This window comes from Bradyrhizobium dasycarpum (genome assembly GCF_042019905.1).
Lineage (GTDB): Bacteria > Pseudomonadota > Alphaproteobacteria > Rhizobiales > Xanthobacteraceae > Bradyrhizobium > Bradyrhizobium japonicum_B.
The window spans coordinates 2980688-3000720 of sequence record NZ_CP169574.1; the positions used below are offsets into that span (position 1 = coordinate 2980688).

General features: G+C 65.0%; 17 protein-coding genes, 4 pseudogenes and 1 riboswitch. Of the genes and pseudogenes, 9 read left to right on the plus strand and 12 right to left on the minus strand.

Annotated elements, in window-relative coordinates; translation table 11 throughout:
* Window positions 1-52 precede the first annotated feature (52 nt).
* Window positions 53-1135 (plus strand): Acg family FMN-binding oxidoreductase, encoded by a 1083-nt coding sequence (locus ACETMP_RS14450; RefSeq protein WP_375161450.1) that lies wholly within the window; start codon window positions 53-55, stop codon window positions 1133-1135.
* On the opposite strand, the pseudogene ACETMP_RS14455 reads toward ACETMP_RS14450, so the two are convergent.
* The 3 genes and pseudogenes from ACETMP_RS14455 to ACETMP_RS14465 all read right to left on the minus strand — a co-directional run bounded on the left by ACETMP_RS14455 (window position 1132) and on the right by ACETMP_RS14465 (window position 3712).
* Window positions 1132-1747, minus strand: a pseudogene (locus ACETMP_RS14455) (hypothetical protein). The gene ACETMP_RS14450 and the pseudogene ACETMP_RS14455 sit on opposite strands and share 4 nt — an antisense overlap.
* A gap of 301 nt (window positions 1748-2048) precedes the next feature.
* Window positions 2049-2684, minus strand: coding sequence for a hypothetical protein (locus tag ACETMP_RS14460; protein WP_028135022.1), 636 nt, complete (start codon window positions 2682-2684; stop codon window positions 2049-2051).
* A gap of 165 nt (window positions 2685-2849) precedes the next feature.
* A pseudogene (locus tag ACETMP_RS14465) lies at window positions 2850-3712 on the minus strand (DUF1194 domain-containing protein).
* Between the two features lie 271 nt (window positions 3713-3983).
* A riboswitch (Fluoride riboswitch) is annotated at window positions 3984-4060 on the plus strand.
* Between the two features lie 100 nt (window positions 4061-4160).
* On the opposite strand from ACETMP_RS14465, the gene ACETMP_RS14470 reads away from it, so the two are divergent.
* The 3 genes from ACETMP_RS14470 to clpS all read left to right on the plus strand — a co-directional run bounded on the left by ACETMP_RS14470 (window position 4161) and on the right by clpS (window position 6287).
* Complete coding sequence (locus ACETMP_RS14470) at window positions 4161-5369, plus strand: MFS transporter (protein WP_375161451.1); 1209 nt, start codon at window positions 4161-4163, stop codon at window positions 5367-5369.
* A gap of 28 nt (window positions 5370-5397) precedes the next feature.
* Window positions 5398-5781 carry a fluoride efflux transporter CrcB gene (crcB, locus tag ACETMP_RS14475; protein WP_375161452.1) on the plus strand — a complete coding sequence of 128 codons (384 nt, stop codon included), beginning with the start codon at window positions 5398-5400 and terminating at the stop codon, window positions 5779-5781.
* 200 nt (window positions 5782-5981) lie between these two features.
* Window positions 5982-6287 carry an ATP-dependent Clp protease adapter ClpS gene (gene clpS, locus ACETMP_RS14480; RefSeq protein WP_375161453.1) on the plus strand — a complete coding sequence of 102 codons (306 nt, stop codon included), beginning with the start codon at window positions 5982-5984 and terminating at the stop codon, window positions 6285-6287.
* On the opposite strand, the pseudogene ACETMP_RS14485 reads toward clpS, so the two are convergent.
* The 4 genes and pseudogenes from ACETMP_RS14485 to fabI all read right to left on the minus strand — a co-directional run bounded on the left by ACETMP_RS14485 (window position 6265) and on the right by fabI (window position 10221).
* Window positions 6265-7481 (minus strand): annotated as a pseudogene (locus ACETMP_RS14485) (adenylate/guanylate cyclase domain-containing protein). The gene clpS and the pseudogene ACETMP_RS14485 overlap by 23 nt on opposite strands.
* A gap of 62 nt (window positions 7482-7543) precedes the next feature.
* Window positions 7544-8632 carry a chorismate synthase gene (aroC, locus tag ACETMP_RS14490; RefSeq protein ID WP_375161454.1) on the minus strand — a complete coding sequence of 363 codons (1089 nt, stop codon included), beginning with the start codon at window positions 8630-8632 and terminating at the stop codon, window positions 7544-7546.
* 160 nt (window positions 8633-8792) lie between these two features.
* A complete protein-coding gene (locus tag ACETMP_RS14495) occupies window positions 8793-9392 on the minus strand; it encodes a histidine phosphatase family protein (RefSeq protein WP_375161913.1) in 600 nt (199 codons plus the stop codon).
* A 13-nt stretch (window positions 9393-9405) separates the two neighbouring features.
* On the minus strand, window positions 9406-10221 hold the full coding sequence (fabI, locus tag ACETMP_RS14500) for an enoyl-ACP reductase FabI (protein ID WP_028135015.1): 816 nt from the start codon (window positions 10219-10221) through the stop codon (window positions 9406-9408).
* A gap of 172 nt (window positions 10222-10393) precedes the next feature.
* Here fabI and ACETMP_RS14505 point away from each other — a divergent pair, with 172 nt between their 5' ends.
* On the plus strand, window positions 10394-10882 hold the full coding sequence (locus ACETMP_RS14505; RefSeq protein WP_375161455.1) for a sigma-70 family RNA polymerase sigma factor: 489 nt from the start codon (window positions 10394-10396) through the stop codon (window positions 10880-10882).
* Between the two features lie 106 nt (window positions 10883-10988).
* On the plus strand, window positions 10989-11759 hold the full coding sequence (locus ACETMP_RS14510) for an anti-sigma factor family protein (protein WP_375161456.1): 771 nt from the start codon (window positions 10989-10991) through the stop codon (window positions 11757-11759).
* A gap of 313 nt (window positions 11760-12072) precedes the next feature.
* Here ACETMP_RS14510 and ACETMP_RS14515 read toward each other — a convergent pair whose 3' ends face one another.
* Window positions 12073-13035 (minus strand): DnaJ C-terminal domain-containing protein, encoded by a 963-nt coding sequence (locus tag ACETMP_RS14515; protein ID WP_375161457.1) that lies wholly within the window; start codon window positions 13033-13035, stop codon window positions 12073-12075.
* A gap of 109 nt (window positions 13036-13144) precedes the next feature.
* On the minus strand, window positions 13145-13552 hold the full coding sequence (locus ACETMP_RS14520; RefSeq protein ID WP_375161458.1) for an RT0821/Lpp0805 family surface protein: 408 nt from the start codon (window positions 13550-13552) through the stop codon (window positions 13145-13147).
* A gap of 113 nt (window positions 13553-13665) precedes the next feature.
* Here ACETMP_RS14520 and pdxH point away from each other — a divergent pair, with 113 nt between their 5' ends.
* Together pdxH and ACETMP_RS14530 are read left to right on the plus strand one after the other, a co-directional pair.
* The gene (pdxH, locus tag ACETMP_RS14525; protein ID WP_257193345.1) at window positions 13666-14307 is read left to right on the plus strand and encodes a pyridoxamine 5'-phosphate oxidase; all 642 of its coding nucleotides are present in this window, start codon (window positions 13666-13668) and stop codon (window positions 14305-14307) included.
* Between the two features lie 50 nt (window positions 14308-14357).
* Window positions 14358-15110 (plus strand): SDR family NAD(P)-dependent oxidoreductase, encoded by a 753-nt coding sequence (locus tag ACETMP_RS14530; protein ID WP_028135009.1) that lies wholly within the window; start codon window positions 14358-14360, stop codon window positions 15108-15110.
* Between the two features lie 1193 nt (window positions 15111-16303).
* Here ACETMP_RS14530 and ACETMP_RS14535 read toward each other — a convergent pair.
* Window positions 16304-16522: a hypothetical protein gene (locus tag ACETMP_RS14535; RefSeq protein ID WP_028135008.1), complete on the minus strand. Its 219-nt coding sequence runs from the start codon at window positions 16520-16522 to the stop codon at window positions 16304-16306.
* 206 nt (window positions 16523-16728) lie between these two features.
* The gene (locus ACETMP_RS14540; RefSeq protein ID WP_375161459.1) at window positions 16729-17706 is read right to left on the minus strand and encodes a magnesium transporter CorA family protein; all 978 of its coding nucleotides are present in this window, start codon (window positions 17704-17706) and stop codon (window positions 16729-16731) included.
* A 335-nt stretch (window positions 17707-18041) separates the two neighbouring features.
* Between ACETMP_RS14540 and ACETMP_RS14545 the strand changes: the two genes are divergently transcribed.
* Entirely contained in the window at window positions 18042-18719 is a 678-nt protein-coding gene (locus ACETMP_RS14545; RefSeq protein ID WP_257177117.1) for a L,D-transpeptidase, read from the plus strand.
* Window positions 18720-18829: 110 nt separating this feature from the next.
* Here ACETMP_RS14545 and ACETMP_RS14550 read toward each other — a convergent pair.
* Window positions 18830-19983 (minus strand): annotated as a pseudogene (locus ACETMP_RS14550) (extensin family protein).
* Between the last annotated feature and the right edge of the window lie 50 nt (window positions 19984-20033).

Genomic DNA, 20033 nt, shown 5'->3' on the forward strand with positions numbered 1-20033 from the left:
CGCGTTCGGTGCTAAGGACGTTGGCGCGACATGGGATGCGGAGCGGACGTTCTTGCTTGACCGACGACAGTTCGCCGCGGCTGCGCTGGGCTTTTCCACGACGGCTATCAGCGGCTTCCCCGCTGCAGCGGCGGCGGCGATGACCTACGATGAGGCGGTAACGGCGTCTCGGGCTGCGCTGCAGGCCGTGTCGCGGGATCGCGAGCTCGTGCGCTTTGCCACCCTCGCGGCCAACAGCCACAACACCCAGCCGTGGATCTTCTCTGCCCGCGGCGATGAAATCACGATCGCACCGGATTTCTCGCGCCGCTGTGCGGCCGTGGATCCCGACGACCATCACCTCTTCGTCAGTCTCGGCTGCGCCGCCGAAAACCTCATCCTCGCGGCGTCCGCGCTGGGCTGGCGCGCCAATCCGGTCATCGACGGCGAGCGGATCGTGATCGCACTCGAGCAAGCCCCGCCGGATGCATCGACGTTGGTGTCCGCAATTCCGGTCAGGCAATGCACCCGCGCGGCGTTCGATGGCAGGCCCGCCGCGCCCGAGACCTTGCGCCGGCTCGAGAGCGCCTGTCGCGAACCCGGTGTCACGGCCCTTCTGATGACCGAACGCGCCGCGATCGCCGGGGTCACTGACTACGTGCTCGAAGGCAACTCGGCGCAAATGCGCGACAAGGCCTTCATGCGCGAGCTCGTGAGCTGGATTCGCTTCAACGAAGCGGAGGCGCTCGCGACCATGGACGGATTGTTCGCGCCCGCCTCGGGAAATCCCTCCCTGCCATCGTGGCTGGCGCGGCCGCTTCTGAGGCTCTTCTTCACCGAGAGCGGGGAAAACAAGAAGTACCGCGACCAGCTCGCCAGCTCTGCGGGCGTCGTCGTCCTCGCGGCCGAGCGCAGCGACAAGTCGCACTGGATCGCGGTCGGCCGCGCCTGCCAGCGCTTCGGTTTGCAGGCGACCGCGCTGGGGCTCAAATATTCCTTCGTCAATCAGCCGGTCGAGGTGGCGACGCTGAGGCAGCAATTTGCAGCCTCGCTCGGGCTCGGCGAACGGCGATGCGATATCGTGATACGTTTCGGAACCGGTCCGGACCTGCCGAAGTCGCTGCGGCGTCCGCCGGAGCAGGTGATGCGGCCCTAACGGCGCAAACCGCTCAGAGCCGGCGACTCGCCCGGCAGCATGTTCGATCTGATATCGCTGTCCATGCGGCCCGAGTCCTGCTGGATGAAACCGGCGCCGAACGACAGGCTGAGATTGGAGGTCGGCTTGAATTCGACGCCAGCAAATGCGCCGGTGCCGGGTGCCGCGCCAGATGTCAGCGGCGCAACCGAGCTGCCGATGCCGTTGCCATATTTCAACGTGTCGAAACCGGCAAAGAACGTCACGGGCATGCCGCCCATGGTCTTGGTGTTGTAGCCGAACTGCGTGCTGTCATATGAGAGCGCACTGAAATTGCCGGCAAGACCGGACTGACCGAGGCCGGTTTGACTGAGGCCGCTCAATTCAGATTGCCGCGCTGACTGCCGACGAAAAAGCCAGTCGTCGCGCTGCTGCGCAATCCAGATCGCCAGCGTTGAAGCTGGGGGAACTGCCGTAAACATCGGAACTCTGGTCGGCGCCGCCCCCGAGGCCGAAGGGCCCGCCGGGGATCCAATATCTCAGCGGCGCGACCTGGGCGTGAACCGACGATGCAGTCAGGCAAAGCACAGCGAGCAGGGCTGCAATCACGGGTGAAGGGGCAAATCTGGACATTGAAACTACCGGCAAGGCTTTGCCAAATTATACTCCCCCGCTATCACCAATGCCAGCGAAGCGGCCGCGCCGACGCGACGGCCGGCCCCCTCCCCACAACCGAACCTGATGCCGCACGTTCCCTGCTCGCCCGCGGCAGGACGTCACCCGTCCGCCGCAAACGCCTCCAGATCCTGTGGAGCTGTCCGATGAAGTCTGGCGGTCGATCGCTGCTTGCGGCTTCGCGCAGGCCCGCTTGATCCTGGGCCGTTCGACCGGCAGAAGCCGCTGACTCAAGCCGGTGGACCGGAGGTCGTGAAAGTTATGCGGTCTTGTCCACGGAGGACGATGAATCCGCCGGCGGATATTTCGTCACCGGCACCATGAAGGATTTGGTGCCGACCTGGTAGATGATCTTGCCGTTTTGCCCGTCGTCGGTTGCGATCTGCGTCTGTCCGAACATGATAACGTTCTTGTAGACGTAGCCGGTGCCCTTACGGGTGACGCCGTCGGTGGTGACGCTGACCTCGGCCTCCTTGCCATTGACGGACAGCACCTTGAAGCTCGCGCTCTTGCCGTTCTCGCTGGAATAGCCGCCCCAGCTCCCCATCAGGCGGCTGTCGGACGCCGGCGGGGCCTGCTTCTCGAGATTGGCGGTCTGCTTGCCAGCGCCGCCGAACGAGAACAGCATCACCATGTTCTTGCCGTCCTTGGTGCCGACCGTGATCCCGCCAAAGGTGATGAGCGTGCCCTGAACCTCGCCGAAGCCGCGCTCGGTGCGTCCGTTGTGGGTGTACTCGACCTGCGCCCGGGCCCCGCGGATGTTGACGACCTTGAAACCGACGGGCTGGTTGTTGCCCACCCAATTGCCCTTCCAGTCGCCGACCAGAGCACTCTGGCGATACAGCCGCTCGTTGGCCGGCGAAATCTGGTTGGTGCTCGATGTGACGATGGCCATTGGATTGCTCGGAGACGGGCCTCACAAACCCGCTTTCGTTCGCCGCGGCGATGTCAGGATGCCGACTGGAAACGAACGGAAACCATGCGATTAGGGCCACGCTCCGGTTAACGAGGCGTTAAGTTCGGGCATCGGCCAAGCGGGAAAAGCTCTCAGCCGGGGACTTCAGCGGCCCCAGCGGTCCGACCAGATCTTCTCGCCGATCAGGCAATTGACGCGCGGCTCCTTGTCGGCGACCCGCATCACAGGACGCTCCGGCGTGCGGCCGGCGACCTCCATCAGCAACTTGGTGCGGATCGCCTCCTTGAACTTGTCGCGGTCCTTGATCGTGATGACGAAGGAGCCGGGGCCGCCGATGACGCAGTCCTCGTAGTAGAAATCGAGATTGTCGATATCCATGGTCGAGTAGGATGGCTCCTTGATCATGATCGGCAGGCCGTTGATGACGATGCCCTTCTCGAGCGCGGCATCGCGTGCCACCGTGACCGGGCCGCCATTGTTGTTGGGGCCGTCGCCGGAAATGTCGATCACGCGACGCAGGCCGCGATAGGGATCCTCATCGAACAGCGGCATCGCGAAAGCGATCGCGCCCGAGATCGAGGTGCGCGAGGCGCGCCGGATCGGCGTCTTCATGATTTCGGCGGCGACCGCATCCGCCGTCTCGGGACCGTCGACCAGCCGCCAGGGATGATGATCTTCTGGTCGCTGGAGGCGGCCCACTCGAAATAGGTCACCGCGATCCGGCCGTTCGGGCCGAGCTTCAGCGCCTGCAGGAACTCCTTCGACTGGATCGCCTGCGCATAACCCTCGCGCTGGATCGCAAGCTCGTCCATGTCCATGGAGTAGGACACGTCGACTGCGAGGACCAGCTCGACGTCGACCGTCTGCGCGTCTCTGTCGGCCGCCGGCCGCTGCAGCTGTTTCTTGGACGGTTCGAATTTTGGTCCTGGTGCCGCGACGCCCGCAACGTCACCTCCGGCAAACATGCCGGCCACCAGCACAGCCCCGATCGAGAACAGCAACCGCATCGCAGTCTCCCGTCGTATGACGCGATGGTGACATGCAATCTCCTTGCCGCAAAGCGCGAAGATCGCTTGCGCTTCACATTCGAGTTGGAATCTGCGGCTCAGGCGGACGCGCGCTTTGCGCAATGCCGCCCCCGCGTTGCCGCGCTAGCGCCGCCGGAACACGCTCGTGCGCCTCGCACCATCAGGCTCATGATGCGCGAAGCGGGAGCGACGAGCACGGGGACACAGTTCCCCGCCCACTTGTCCGAAGCGATTTCCGTGCTAGGTTGGCCAGACAGATGGGGATGGAGTCCCCCGACAACCGCCCGGCGGTCGATCACCGTGTGGGCTGATGACTCCTGCTTGAGGAGGGGCAATTTCTGAGCCTCTGCCTTCGGCGGGAGCATGGACAGACCCGCCGGCGGCGGGTTTTTTGTTGTCTGGTGCAAGGCCAGGAGAAGGCAACGACGTGGCTGCGACGACACCGAATGCTGCACGTGGCGGGCTGCCGAGAGGAATCTGGGTGCTCGGCTTCGTCTCGATGCTGATGGACATCTCCTCCGAGATGATCCACGCGCTGCTGCCGGTCTACCTCGTGACCGTGCTCGGCGCTTCGACGCTGACCGTCGGCTTCATCGAGGGCATTGCGGAGGCGACGGCCTCGATCACGAAGATCTTTTCCGGCGCGCTGTCGGACTGGCTCGGCCGCCGCAAGCTGCTCGCCGCACTCGGCTATGGCCTCGCCGCCCTGACCAAGCCGCTGTTCCCGCTCGCGCCCAGCGTTGGATGGCTGGTGGCCGCGCGCTTCGTCGATCGCGTCGGCAAGGGCATTCGCGGCGCGCCGCGCGATGCGCTGATTGCCGATATCGCCCCCGTCGGCCTGCGCGGCGCGAGCTTCGGCCTGCGGCAATCGCTCGACACCATCGGCGCCTTCGTCGGGCCGCTTGCCGCGATCGGCCTGATGTGGTGGACCGCCGACAATTTCACCGCCGTGTTCTGGGTTGCGGTGCTGCCGGCCTTCCTGTCGTTCGGCTTGATCGCGTTCGCCGTCAGCGAGCCCGCCCCGGATCCGAGCCGGGAGCCCGCAGGAAATCCGCTCAATCTCGCCGCCATGCGGCGGCTCGGAGCGGTCTATTGGCGTGTCGTCGCCGTCGGAATCGTCTTCACGCTCGCGCGCTTCAGCGAGGCTTTCCTGATCCTGCGCGCGCAGAATATCGGGCTCAATGCGATGTGGGTGCCGGCGGTGCTGGTGCTGATGAACATCGTCTACGCCCTCTCGGCCTATCCGGCCGGCGCGCTCTCGGACCGGATCAACCGGACCGGCCTGCTCGCGCTCGGGCTCGTCGTCCTTGCCGGTGCCGATCTCGCGCTTGCGCTGCTGCCGAACCTTTCAGGCCTCGCACTCGGCGTCGCGCTGTGGGGGCTGCATATGGGACTGACGCAGGGGCTGCTCTCGGCCCTGGTCGCCGACGCCGCGCCGCCCCATCTGCGCGGCACCGCGTTCGGCTATTTCAACCTGTTCACCGGCCTTGCCTTGCTGGCCGCAAGCGTGATCGCGGGCGCGCTGTGGGACGCCTATGGCCCGGTCGGAACATTCCTCGCGGGGCTCGGCTTCGCGCTGGTTTCACTGGTGGGGCTACTTGCGGTCGGCAACGGGCTGACGGCGCGGAACAACTAATGCAGGTCACAAACCAGGGAACGAGACGTTGAACATCCAATACATTCTCGCGGTCGCCGCCGGCGGAGCACTCGGGGCAGTCGTGCGCTATCTGGTGTCCATCGGTGCGGGCCGGGCGTTCGGCACCGACTTTCCCTGGGGTACCCTCATCATCAACGTGACCGGATCATTCCTGATCGGCATTCTCACCGGGCTGTTCGCGACGAAATGGAACCTGCCGCAGGCCGCCCGGATATTTTTGACGGTGGGCATCTGCGGTGGATACACGACGTTCTCGACGTTCTCTCTCGATGCCTGGTATCTGATCGAGCGTGGCCAGACCGTCGCTTCGGCCGCCTACATGATCGCATCGGTGGTACTGTCCGTGACTGCGCTGGTCGCCGCGCTGCAGCTCGTCCGCGCGCTTCCCTAGAGCATGATCCGGAGACGTTTGCAGCGGCTCTCCGAAAAGATCATGCGCACGCGATGACCCGAAGCCACGCAGACGCGATCAGTGCATCCCTGCCAATCGGCAGCGGCATGAGCCACCGCGCCGGCCGCGCCTTGGAGGAACGCGGACGCCTCCCTATGATGGAGGCTGAAGCTCATCAAGGCCCGGGGTTTCGCGACACGATGAACAATACCGTCACGACGCCAAAAACCAGGACGAAGACCAAGGTCGAGCGGCCGAAGCTGCACAAGGTCATCCTGATCAACGACGACTACACGCCGCGCGAATTCGTCACCATGGTGCTGAAGGCCGAATTCCGCATGACCGAGGATCAGGCCTACAAGGTGATGATCACCGCGCACAAGCTCGGCGCCTGCGTGGTCGCCGTGTTCACCAAGGACGTCGCCGAGACCAAGGCGACGCGCGCCACCGACGCCGGCCGCGCCAAGGGCTATCCATTGCTGTTCACGACCGAGCCGGAGGAATAGCAGCTCGATCGGCCAGCGCCGGCGCCTCATCCGCCAGCCCGTAGACGCGCTGCGCCTTGGAAAATCCCGCGATCGGAAACTCGCCGAGCTCGCGCCAGTCGTGGCGGCAATTATTGGCAAAGCCTTCCGAAGCCACGATGGTGCGGCCGAGCCGGCTTGCGATCTTCTCCAGCCGCGCGGCAAGATTGACGGCGGGGCCGATGCAGGTGAAGTCGAGGCGATTGCCGCCGCCGATATTGCCATAGAGAATGTTGCCGACGTGGAGCGCGAGGCCGAAGCGGAAACGTTCGACGACCTCGCCGACCGGAATGGCGAGCGCCTCCACGCTGGCGCGGGACTGGCGCGCCGCCTCCAGCACCTGCGTGCAGACATGCGCGGCATCGCCGACATATTCGTCGATCGGAAACACAGCGAGCAGACCGTCGCCCATGAACTTCAAGACCTCGCCGCCATGAGCGAGGATGGCGCTGACCTGGCAGTCGAAGTAACCGTTGAGGATCTCGACCACGGTCTCGGCCGGCAGCCGGTCCGACAGCGCGGTGAAGCCGCGCAGGTCCGAGAGCCAGATAGCCGCCTGCATGGTGTCGGTGTGACCGCGGCGGATCTGGCCGCCGAGGATGCGCGCGCCGGCGCGGTTGCCGACATAGGTGTCGAGCAGCATCTCGGCGGTACGGCGCTGGCTGATGATCTCGCTGACACGCGCCAGCGGGGTCACGACGGAGCGGATTGCCGCGATGTCGTCGTCGCTGAAACCGCCTGGATGCTGCGTGATCCAGCTGGTCGCATGGATGGAGCCGTCGAGAAAGGGCACCGGCACCGCGACATAGTCGGTCGCGCCTTCGGCCCGTATGTCGTCGAGAAAAGGAATCGCTTGCCGTCGGGATCGCCTGGGCGTCCCCTCACCTCGATGCCCTGCTCGAACACGACGCGGAGCGGGCTGCGGGCAAACTCGGGCGTATCCAGGATCTCGAAATCGACGCTGCCGATTTCGACTCCCTGGCCTTGCCGCCAGATGAAGTTGCGGCCGAAGATTTCAGGATGCAGCGTGCGGATGAAGATGCCGAAGCGCCACAATGGCAGGCCGGCCGCGACCAGACGTTGGCAGAAATCGGCGATCATCTCGTCCGGCTCTGCCGCCGACCAGGCGCCATCGATCAGCCAATCGCAGACGCGCTGAAACTCGGAGCTGTTCATGGCTGCATTTGCGGACGAAGTTGCGGGGCCGTCAAGCTGCACGGTGGGCTAGTACCGCGACATCAACGCCCCACCTGCCCGCGATCGCGCAGGAAATGATCGGCCAGCACGCAGGCCATCATGGCCTCGCCGACGGGAACGGCGCGGATGCCGACGCAGGGATCGTGGCGGCCTTTCGTAAAGATTTCGGTGTCTGCGCCTTTGCGATCGACGGTCCGACGCGGCTGCAGGATCGACGAGGTCGGTTTCACCGCGAAACGCACCACCACCGGCTGCCCCGTGGAGATTCCGCCCAGCACACCGCCGGCATGGTTGGACAGGAAGCGCGTGCCATCATTGCCGGTGCGCATTTCGTCGGCGTTCTCCTCTCCAGTCAATTCCGCCGCGCCAAAACCGGCGCCGATCTCGACGCCCTTCACCGCGTTGATGGACATCATCGCACCCGCCAGATCGGAATCGAGCTTGGCATAGATCGGCGCGCCGAGGCCTGCCGGCACGCCTTCGGCGACGATTTCGATCACCGCGCCGATCGAGGAGCCGCTTTTGCGGATGCCGTCGAGATAGGTCTCGAAGAACGCGGCCTTGTCCTTGTCCGGGCAGAAGAACGGATTGTTTGCGACCTCGTCCCAGTCCCACTTCGCGCGGTCGATCTTGTGCGGGCCGATCTGCACCAGAGCGCCGCGCACCCTGACGTCGGGCAGCACTTTTCGCGCGATGGCGCCGGCGGCAACGCGCGTCGCGGTCTCGCGCGCGGAGGAGCGGCCGCCGCCGCGATAGTCGCGCAGCCCGTATTTGGCTTCATAGGTGAAGTCGGCGTGGCCGGGACGAAACTTGTCCTTGATCTCGGAATAGTCCTTCGAGCGCTGGTCGGTGTTCTCGATCAGGAGCCCGATCGGCGTGCCCGTCGTCACCTGCACGCCGGTCTCCGGATGCGCCATCACACCGGACAGGATCTTCACCTGGTCCGGCTCCTGGCGCTGGGTGGTGAAGCGCGACTGGCCGGGACGGCGGCGGTCGAGATCGCCCTGGATGTCGGCCTCGGTGAGCGGGATCATGGGCGGGCAGCCGTCGACCACGCAGCCGATGGCCACCCCATGGCTCTCGCCGAAGGTGGTGACGCGGAACATGTGGCCGAAGGTGTTGAAGGACATTCGTCTCTGGCTCGTAAGTCAATGCTGACTTGTGGTGGTAACGCGGGGGAACACCGGGGTCAAACACACTCGGTCATTCCGGGGCGCCCGAAGGCGAACCTGGAATCTCGAGATTCCGGGTTCGGCGCTTCGCGCCGCCCCGGAATGACCGGGGAGCTGCCTAGCTGAACTTCTCCAGCCGTCCCTCGCGGAACACGTAGACGGCGCCCTGCTCGATGTAGAGTTCTGCGGCGCTGGCCGGCGTCTCCAGCCCGAGGCACACCATCAGGGCCCGGCAGGTCCCGCCATGGGCGACCGCGACGGTGTCACCCCGCAATTGATCGTACCAGGCGCGCACGCGGACCTGGACATCGGCATAGGTCTCGCCGCCGGCGGGACCCACGCTCCATTTGTCGGCGAGGCGCCTGGCGTAAATTTCGGGATCAGCCGCTTCGCTTTCGGCCAGCGTCAGCCCTTCCCAGCTGCCATAGCCGATCTCGCGCAGCCGATCATCGAGCGCATAGTCGTCGACCGGCAGTTCGAGCTTGCCGCGCGCGAGCTCCATGGTCTGGCGCGCACGGCCGAGCGGGCTCGACACGTAAGGCAGCGCCGCCTTGTCGCGCCCCTCGCGCTTGAACAGGTCGGCCAGAATGCCGCCAGCCTGGACGGCCTGACCGCACCCCCGCGCGTTCAGCGGAATGTCCTTGGTGCCCTGAAGCCTGCCGAGCGCATTCCACTCGGTCTCGCCGTGGCGAAGATAGTAGATCGTGGGCACGGCGATTCCAGCCTGAAGATCAGTCCTTGCCGCCGAACGAGATGTCCGGCGCGTCCGGCCTCTTCATGCCCAGCACGTGATAGCCGGAATCGACGTGATGCACCTCGCCGGTGACGCCGCGCGAGAGCTCGGAGAGCAGATACAATGCGCTGCCGCCGACGTCCTCAGTCGACACGTTGCGGCGCATCGGCGCGTTGGTCTCGTTCCACTTCAGGATATAGCGGAAGTCGCCGATGCCGGAGGCGGCAAGCGTCTTGATCGGACCTGCCGAGATGGCGTTGACGCGGATGTTCTTCTCGCCGAGATCGGCGGCGAGATAGCGCACGCTGGCCTCCAGCGCCGCCTTCGCCACGCCCATCACGTTGTAATGCGGCATCCACTTCTCGGCGCCGTAATAGCTGAGCGTGATCAGCGAGCCGCCATCGGTCATCAGCTTCTCGGCGCGCTGCGCCACCGCCGTGAACGAGTAGCAGGAGATCAGCATCGACTTGGAGAAATTCTCCGCGGTGGTGTCGACGTAGCGGCCTTCGAGCTGCTCGCCATAGGCGATCGCGTGCACCAGGAAGTCGATCTTGCCCCACTTCTCCTTCAGCACCGCGAATGCCGCATCGATGGTCGCCGCATCGGTGACGTCGCAATGGCCGAGCACGAGACCGCCGATCTCGGCGGCCAGCGGCTCGACGCGCTTCTTCAGCGCATCGCCCTGATAGGTGAAGGCGAGCTCGGCGCCGGCGGCATGGCATGCCTTGGCGATGCCCCAGGCGATCGAACGGTTGTTAGCGAGGCCGAGGATCACCCCGCGCTTGCCCTGCATCAGACCTGAATTCTGCGCCATGTTGGAACGTCCCGTCGAACTCTTGCTGAGGTCTGGAGGTACACCAGCCCTCCTCTGCGGTACAGCCCTAATACGCCGCGTTAACGCTGTTTCGAGCACCGGAATAGCCGTTCCATTCGGGTGTTATGATCATTGAGGCGCTCGCGCCCGAGACCAGGACGTCAAGACCGCAATGAGTGCGTTTCGAGAGAGTGTGGAAGCCATGATCCCGGCGTTGCGCCGCTACGCCCGCGCGCTCACGCGCGATGCGGACGCGGCCGACGATCTGGTGCAGGACACGCTGGTGCGGGCCCTGCGCTCGGAGCGATTGTTTCTCGGAGGCGACGTCAGAAGCTGGCTCTACACGATCCTGACCAACCTCAACAAGAACCGGCGGCGCTCGCTGGCAAGGCGGCCGCAGTTCATGCAGCTGACGGAGAACAACCCCGATGCCAGCGGCACCGAAGCCGAAGGGCGCGACATCGAGAGGGCACTGGCGACGCTCGTCGAGGAGCAGCGTTCGGTGCTGCTCCTGGTCATGCTGGAAGGCATGAGCTACCGCGAGGTCGCCGACATCCAGGGCGTGCCGATCGGCACCGTGATGTCGCGCCTGGCCCGTGCCCGTGCCCACGTCAAGGCCTCGCTGGAAGGCGAGCGCCCGACGCTCAGGCGGGTGAAATGATGGCGGGGTTGATGCATCGCGGATCGTCCGCCCCAAGCGTGCCGACGCTGCCAGCAAAGTTGAACTTTGGACGACATTGTGGGCCACAGAGCCAGAGACGATCGAGATGAACGAGCGCAAGATCCCAGTGACCGAGGACGAACTGCACGCCTATGTCGACGGCGAGCTGCCGGCCGAGCGCCGCGCCGACGTCGAGGCCTGGCTGGCCGCCCATCCCGACGAGGCAGAGCGGGTACAGTCGTGGCGCGCCATGGCGGAGATGCTGCACGCCCGCTACGATTCCATCGCCCACGAGCCGGTCCCGGCACGGCTGGAGCTCGAGCGACTGGAGCGCCGCCCGCGGCAATGGCTCTATGGCGCCGCCGCGGCTGTGCTGGTTGCCTTCGTCGCCGGCGGCACCGCCGGTTGGGTCGCACATGGCGCCGCCAGCGCCCCCTCGACCTTCCAGAGCCTCACCGCGGACGCGCTCGACGCGCACCGCCTCTATGTCGTCGAGGTCCGCCACCCCGTCGAGGTCGGCGGCAACGAGCGCGACCACCTCCAGGCCTGGCTGACCCGGCGCTGCGGCTGGACCGTGTTCGCGCCGAACCTGGAGGCCAGCGGGCTGAAGCTGGTCGGCGGCCGGCTTTTGCCGGGGCCGAGCGGCCCGGCGTCGTTCCTGATGTATGAGGGCGCCTCGGGCGAGCGCTACACGATCTACACCGCCAAGACCGAGAATGGTGCGACGCAAATGCGTTACGCCAGGACCGACAAGGACGGCGCGCTGTTCTGGGCCGAACGCGGTGTCGGTTACGTCGTCAGCGGCGGCGGCGATCGCGATCGGCTGACCAAGGTGGCGCAGGCGGTCTACGACCAGGCCGAGAAAAACGGCACCTAACCACCGCTTGAGCGCGGTGCCCAGATTCCGTCATTGAAAATTTGGAATCAAGACATCGGCGCGTCTCATTATCGCACCGGATGATCACGCGAAAATGAGCAGCGTTCGATCCGCCGATCGACGCGGGCGGCCTCGATTGGGGTTTTTGGTACCGCGCTGGTCCCCCTCTCGAGGCCGCACCTTTTTATCGGCTGCCCCGCCGGACGGCCGATACGTCGAATTCCTGAAGCGCTACCACGCCTCAAGCATATGATGAGCATCATCTCCACGACGATGCCCTAGGTCGTTAGGAGAACCCCTTCAGTTCGATTACCTAACCAAGCCCGCTACGTGGATTGTAGGGGTGCTGGTCCCGCCACTTTTCCATCAATGCTTCAAGCTCGGCGTCGTTCCCGTCCGGTAGCATAATCCTGACGGTGACGAAGAGATCCCCGGTTCCGCCAGATTTCGGCAGGCCCTTGCCCTTGAGGCGGAAGGTCCGGCCACTGGAGGTGTTCTTGGGGACCGAAAGCTCCACGACATTGCCGAGAGTAGGCACGCGGACCTTGCCGCCGAGCACCGCCTCGTAGAGCGTGACAGGCAGGTCGATCCGGAGGTCGGCGCCCTCGACCTTGAAGAACGGGTGCGGCGCGATGTTGATGGTGATCAGGAGATCCCCCGGCGGATGCCCCTGCGCGCTCTCGCCCTGCCCGCGCAGCCGGATCTGCTGGCCTTCGGTCACGCCGGCCGGAATCTTGACGTTGAGCTCCTTGCCCGTCGGCAGCCGGACGCGCTTCTCGCCGCCCTTGACCGATTCTTCCAGCGAGACGGACATGGCAACGTTGACGTCGAGATCGAGCCCGATGCCGCCGGTGTCGAAGTCGAACTGAGCGCCGCCGCCGGCCCCCGGCCGGGCGCCGCGCATCCCGCCGCCGAACATGCTGTTGAGGATATCCTCGAACGCGCCGCCGCCCGCGCCGGGACCGCCGCCGGAGCGGAATGTATAGCTTTCGAACCCGCCGGGGCCGGCGCGGCCGCGCGGCCCGCCACCGCCCGGAAAGCCCTGGAAGCGCGGCTTGCCCTCGGCGTCGATCTCGCCGCGGTCGAACTGCTTGCGCTTGTCCTCGTCGCCGATGATCTCGTTCGCCGAGTTGATCTCGGAGAAGCGCTCGGCGGCTTTCGGGTCGCCCTTGTTGCTGTCGGGATGGTGCTTCTTGGCAAGCTTGCGATAGGCGCTCTTGATCGCGGCAGCGCTGGCGCTCCGCGGCACCCCCAAGACCTCATAGGGGTCGCGCATCCGTCACGTCTCCTTCAAGAATTCGAATTGTTCAAAGGGCTCCCCGCCCCACCTGCGACCCATGTGGGGAGAGAGTGGCATTTTTGCAACTAGGGGCGTGCGCCGATTCCTAGCTCCGCCACGGCTTTAGCGTATGAATCTCCCAACGGCCACGGCTGCTTTGGCAGCCGGCGCCCTGGAGCCAGCTTTCGGTCGTCCCGTTGACGTAGCTCGCGAGGAAATCGCGGCATTTGCGGCCGTCCTCGGCGGCATAGGATTGCGCGATCGGCGTCACCGAGCCGCGCGCCCCGGTCTCCGGATTCTCCCAATGCTGGCTGGAATCCTTGTCGCCCTTGCTGAGGACGTCGGTGGCGGCGTTGCGGGCGAAGGCCATATCGGTCTCGGTCGGCGGGGCGTCCTTCGCCGGCCGCGCGATCGAGCCGGTGAGGTCGCTGTCGTCGGCCTTGGCGTAGGCACTCTGGTCGGTGCGGGAAAAGCTGCAGCCCCCGGCTCCGAGCCCGACGAGAATGATCGTCATGACGAAGCCGGACGGCCGGATCGCCGATAGGCCAACGCGTCCCCATGCCCTATATAGGGCGGTAGCGGACGACAACGCGTTTTGGGCCGCGGGACGCAACTCGGACTCCAGACATGACCGACACGACCTCGATGAAACACCAGACACCCTTAACATCCGGTGATTTCACCGCCGCCGACGAGCCGTTTGCGCTGTTCGAGAGCTGGCTGAACGAGGCGATCAAGAGCGAGCCGAACGATCCGAACGCCATGGCGCTCGCGACCGTCGATCCCGACGGCCTCCCCGACGTGCGCATGGTGCTGATGAAAGGCTTCGATACCGAGGGTTTCGTCTTCTACAGCCACATCGCCAGCCAGAAGGGCCGCGAACTCGCCGCAAATCCTAAGGCAGCGTTACTTTTTCACTGGAAGTCGCTGCGCCGTCAGGTCCGCATCCGCGGCAACGTGACGCCGGTGACCGACGCCGAAGCCGACGCCTATTTCGCCACCCGGCCCAAGCAGGCGCAGATCGGCGCCTGGGCGAGCAAGCAGTCCGAGGCGCTGGAGAGCCGCTTCGCCTTCGAACAGGCCATCGCGAAAGTCGCGGCCAGATACGTCATCGGCGAAGTGCCGCGGCCGCCGGGCTGGAGTGGCTGGCGCATCACGCCCTCCCGGATCGAGTTCTGGCACGACCGCCCGTTCCGCTTGCACGACCGCATCGAATTTCGTCGTGACGCGGCCGGCCAGAAGTGGTCCAAGACGCGGATGTATCCTTGAGCCTCATCTTGATCCTTGTCTCGAGCTTTGGGCCGACCTGAAAGATGTCCATGCCGCATTCGTCCAATGCGCCGCGCCGCACGCTGCTCCTGACCGGAGCCAGCCGCGGCATCGGCCACGCCACAGTGATCCGCTTCTCCTCGGCGGGCTGGCGCGTCATCACCTGCTCGCGGCACCCCTTCCCCGAGGACTGCCCGTGGGATGCCGGTCCTGAGGACCACATCCAGGTCGACCTCGCCGATCCCAAGGACACGACCCGCGCGATCTCCGACATCCGCAACCGTCTCGAAGGCGGCATGCTGCATGCGCTGGTCAACAACGCCGCGATCTCGCCGAAGGGACCGGGCGGATCGAGGCTCGGCTCGGTCGACACCGACCTCGAGACCTGGACGCATGTCTTTCACGTCAACTTCTTCGCGCCGATCATGATCGCGCGCGGGCTGATCGAGGAATTGAAGGCGGCCAGGGGCTCGGTCGTGAACGTCACCTCGATCGCGGGCTCGCGCGTGCATCCGTTCGCGGGCGCCGCCTACGCCACCTCGAAGGCCGCGCTCGCCTCGCTGACGCGCGAGATGGCCTCCGATTTCGGCCGCATCGGCGTCCGCGTCAACGCCATCGCGCCGGGCGAGATCGACACCTCGATCCTGTCGCCGGGCACCGAAAAGATCGTCGAGCAGCAGATCCCGATGCACCGCCTCGGCACGCCCGACGAGGTCGCCAAGATCATCTACGTGCTGTGCACGGACACCAGCTCTTACGTCAACGGCGCCGAGATCCACATCAACGGTGGCCAGCACGTGTGATCCGTTCGTAGCGGCGGCCCCGGCCGTTCCCGTGTCCCGGTCGCGCTGCGGCACGCAGTGCCGCCGCGCAGAGCCGGGCCTCCGAAAGCGACAGGGCACGCGTGGAGAGATGGGCCCCGGCTCTGCAGCGCACCGTCGAAGTGACGCTGCGCTGCGTCCGGGGCACGAGAGTGGAGTTTGGCACCGGCTCTCTCCTCGTCATTGCGAGCGTATGAGGCGAGAGTTGCTTCTCCAAGCACCCCTGTCATTCCCCGCGAAGGCGGGGAATCCAGTACGCCGCGGCTTCTCGGTTCAATCACTGCGGCCTCTGGAATACTGGATCGCCCGCCCCAGTGCGCAAGTGCGCACAAGGCGGGCGATGACACTGAGTATGTGGTTGCAGACACGCCTTCGCAGCCTCGCGGCGCAATTCGCCCGAGTTTTGCTTGATCACTCCACCCTCAAAGCCAAGAGGGCGCAGGGAAGGCCGGGTGCTGACATCGCACCCGCGGTCCGCTGCGCGAAAATGCACACGCAGGAAGAACCGCACAGCAGCATACAGGTGGTGCCGATCACTCGGCCTTCCCTGCGCGGTGGTCGGACGGCTTATGCCGTGCTCTCCCGGGAGCCGAACTTTCCTTCTGGCCTCCCTCGCCGTTCGAATTGGCGATGCCGTCCGCCCGGTTGGGCTCGCGCACATCTTCGATCCGGCTTGACCGTAGCAACGACGGCCAGGACCACACGGTTTTGCCGTACGCACGGCCCGCCCTGTCGCCGCAGTATTCCCAGCCCTGTCGACGGAGCCGGAAACTTACAAGCGAGACGAAGCCTAGCAGCGCCGTTCGTCCGCACGAAGCCGCGGGCTCACAGGGATTACCCGCCCTGCCCGCACCTCTCGTGCCGACGCTGCCGCGTCCACCGCAAGCCCGGCTCGCGATCAAGACGACCTCGAGATCGCCCCTCCTGGTTGAGCCGGGATGGGCGACACATACGTCAAAACCGAATTTCGGTAAAGTGGAATATTTTCAACGGAACGGATTGACAGAGGCCGACACAGGGCTCTGTTTCAGCTGAGCGGGCGGTTCAGTCGGCCTCTAGCGCACCTGCCCATCAGGCGTCGCAGCTGACTGTCCTGAAAAAGACTGCAAAGAGAGGAAGCAAGGCGATCCAGACAACGCCGCCGCAAGACCTGGATCGCCCTCGTCTTCCGTTCCTCAATCGATTCGAATCCGACGTGACCTGTCGCGCGGCCGCGGCGCGGCCGAGCTGAATGCGGTCGAGCAGTCGTCGTCGTTCTCACCGTCGAGCAGCGGAGCACCACAGTGCCGGCACATGCGCACCGACATCGACGACGCCTTGCCGCTCGCCAAGACCTGACGATAGTTCGCCAGATCGATGACGTTGCGGGGCGACGTTATGTGTTTTTCAACCATGGTTGTTCCTCGCGGCTACGCACCACTTATCGCAGACAAGTTTCGCGCAAACGTTCAGCCCACCGCTCAAATTTTACCGGAGGAATTGCGGCACGATGCACCCATCACCGCGATGCCGCAATCCCGATCTATTCTGCGACACGATTCATCGTCTCTGTGCGGCCGGCGTAAGGTCTCGGTAGCTATTTTCCGAGCGCGCGGCGCGATCACAGCCACTTCTTCCACTTGAAGATCCAGTACGGGACGATCGCGGCGATCAGCATCATCACCAGCGCCATCGGATAGCCGTGCACCCATTCGAGTTCCGGCATGACCTTGAAGTTCATGCCGTAGACGGAGGCGATCAGTGTCGGCGGCATCAGGACAACGGCCATGACCGAGAACAGCTTGATGATGTTGTTCTGCTCGAGATTGACGACGCCGAGCATGGCGTCGAGCACGAAGGTGATCTTGTTGGAGAGATAGGAGGCGTGGTCGGTCAGCGAGGCCACGTCGCGCTGCATGGTCTTGAGTTGCTCGCGCATGTCCTTCGACCATTTCACGCCCTCCACGACCGCGGACAGGAACGCCACGACGCGCCCGATCGAGACAAGGCTCTCGCGAACCTTCGAGGTCAGGTCGCCCTTGCGGCCGATCGAGATCAGGATCTGGGAATATCTCTTGGCCTGCCCGTGGCGCTCGCTCTCCGGCTCGAAGATGTCGTGGCTGACCTGGTCGATCTCGGCGCCGCACCGCTCCAGGATGTCGGCGCAGCGGTCGATCACGGCGTCCAGCAGTTCCATCAGCACCGTCTCGCCGGTGACGGACGGCGTGCAGGAGCGGGCGAGCTTGGCCTCGACGAGGGCGAACGGCTTGGGCAGGTCGTAGCGCACCGTCACCAGGCGGTGGTCGGCGAGGATGAAGGTCACCGGCGTGGTCCGGGGCATGTCGGTATCGGAGTGGCACATCAGCGTCGCGGTCATGTAGCGCCCGCCGTTCTCGATGTAGAGGCGGCTGGAGATCTCGATCTCCTGCATGTCTTCCCGGGTCGGGATGGCGATGCCCGCGAGCCGCTCCACCGCCTTGTCCTCAGCCGCGCTCGGATTGACGAGATCGATCCAGACCGCGCCGTCCGGCAACGCGGAAAGATCCTCGATCAGGACCTTCTTCAGGGCGGACTCGGAGGGAACAAAGACCGAAAACATGCACGACTCCGGAGACCTGCGACAGAAGGCCAGCCCTTAGCGCGATTCTGGCCAGTTCACGATGACAAGTGCATCAAGGAAGCGTTTGGATTTGCGGTCACGTCACGGCTCAACTGTGGCGTGGAAACGACAGCTGGCCATTTCCGGCCCAAAAACCTGCACAGTGCTGCAAAATTTGCGGCAGAAAAGCCACAGCTGGGCTCTCGCAGCGCGGGAAAAGGGCTTCAGTGCTGGAATTGTGGCAGATTTCAACGATAATGGGATTAACGGAGTCGAGGAACTTGGGCGTTAGGCTCAGGCATTCCGCACGGTATTGTTTTGATTGGAACCAAACCATGTCGTCGCTGAAAGTTATGTTTGGGATTTTGGCCGCCGGCCTGATGCTGTCGGGCTGCATGCAGGCCACTCGCTATGAGGCGACTGACACCAAGGCCTTCAAGCCGAAGGACAAGGAGCTCCTCGCCAAGGTCAAATACGAGAACGCCCCGGTCGCAGAGCCGTTCCGCCGCGCCATCGTCGAATACCACCGCAAGGAATCGCCGGGCTCGATCGTGGTCGATTCCGACAACCATTACCTCTATTACGTGCTGGAGGGCGGCAAGGCGATCCGCTACGGCATCACCGTGGGCGAAGAGGCCATGGCCTGGTCGGGCATCGCCAAGGTCGGCAGCAAGACCGAGTGGCCGGCCTGGCACCCCACCCCCGGCGAAATTTCACGCCTGGGCGTGCCGACCTATGTCGCCCCCGGCCCGGACAATCCGATGGGCTCGCGCGCGCTGTACCTCTATTCAGGGGGCAAGGACACGCTGTTCCGCATCCACGGCACCAACCAGCCGGAATATATCGGCGCCTCGATCTCGTCAGGCTGCATCCGCCTGACCAACGAGGACGCGATCGATCTCTATGATCGCGTCAAGGTCGGCACCCTCGTCGTGGTGCTCGAACCCAAGCACGGCGACTCGCCGTACAATTCGCGATTGGCGCTCGGCAACAGCCAGGCGGTCAGCTACTGATCGCCGCCCGATCTGCCTAAAGCGCGATGAGATTTGGATGAATCGTCATCGCGCTTTAGGTTGTCATTTGCGCATGATCTTTCCGGCAAACCGCTGCGCACTTTTCCGGATCATGCTCTGACATCCCAAAGCGCCGGCTTCACCGGCGCTTTTTTTGTTGCAGGCTTGTGCGGCCGGGACTTGTTGCCCTCGGCCGCCGGCTTCTCCGCAGGCGCTGGAGCCTTCTCCGCCGCCGCCTCGTCAGCGCCTTCCCGGACCTCAGGCTTGGCCTCAGGCTTGGCCTCGGGCTTGGCCGCAACCTCGCGCGGTGGCGCATCCTCGGGACGTTCCGCCGGCAGCAGCGGGGCGACCTGTGGTAGCGGATCCCAGATATTCCATTGGCAGATCCGGTAGTCGTTGCGCCGCTGCGCCAGATCGAGATGGATATGGTCCTCGTGGTACCAGTCCGAGCCCGGGCCGAGCACGGTGGAAAACCGCGCGCAGACCGAGTGCAGCACGCGTTCGCGCACCTCGCGCGGCATGGTGCGGTCGGTGAGGCCGATCGACTGCCCGTTGGTCAGCTTGATGGCGCGCACGTCGACGGCGTTGGCCTTGCCGTGCTCCGACAGCAGCGCGCCGGCGACGCGGTTGCGGCCGCGGCATTCGAAGGAATTGAAATTATCGAGGTCGCTGATGGTCGAGCCGAGGCTGCTGGCCAACGGCACCATGTCCTGGCGCAGCCAATCGGCGATCGCGGACGCCATTGTGCAGCGAAGGATCGCGGCCGGCTTGACCGTCACCTTGCGCTTGTCCGGCAGCACCACGGCTTCCAGCCGCACCAGATCCTCGCCGCCGCAGGCGCCGGGGCCGCGGATATCCGGAATGGACGGCGCGATCGCGATCTCCTCGGTCAGCGCGAGGCGGCAGGCCGAGGCCTGCTTCTCGGGCGGCGCCGCGGCCTCGGCGGGCTTGTCTGCTGCCGGCTTATCGGCAGACGGCTTGTCCCGGGAAGGTTTGTCCTCGGCCTCCGCCGGCGTCGCTTCCGGCGCTTTGGGGGCCTCCTCGGGGCGCGGTCTCGGCAGCGGAATTTTGGCGGAATGTACCGCCGGACGCGGCCGGGGTGCCGCGATACCGAAGATGTCCAGGGGGATGCATGCCTTCGCGCCTCTGCCTGCTCGACCAGCACAAGCGACAGGCCCAGCGCAGCGGTAACCATTGCCGCGCCGGCGGACATATAGCCGCGACAAGACCATTTGCGGCGAAAGTCCGGCAGGCTAAAAGTCATGGCAATCTTTGGCCCAACGCTGAGAGCGACAACGCGCCCAGCGGCTTCTC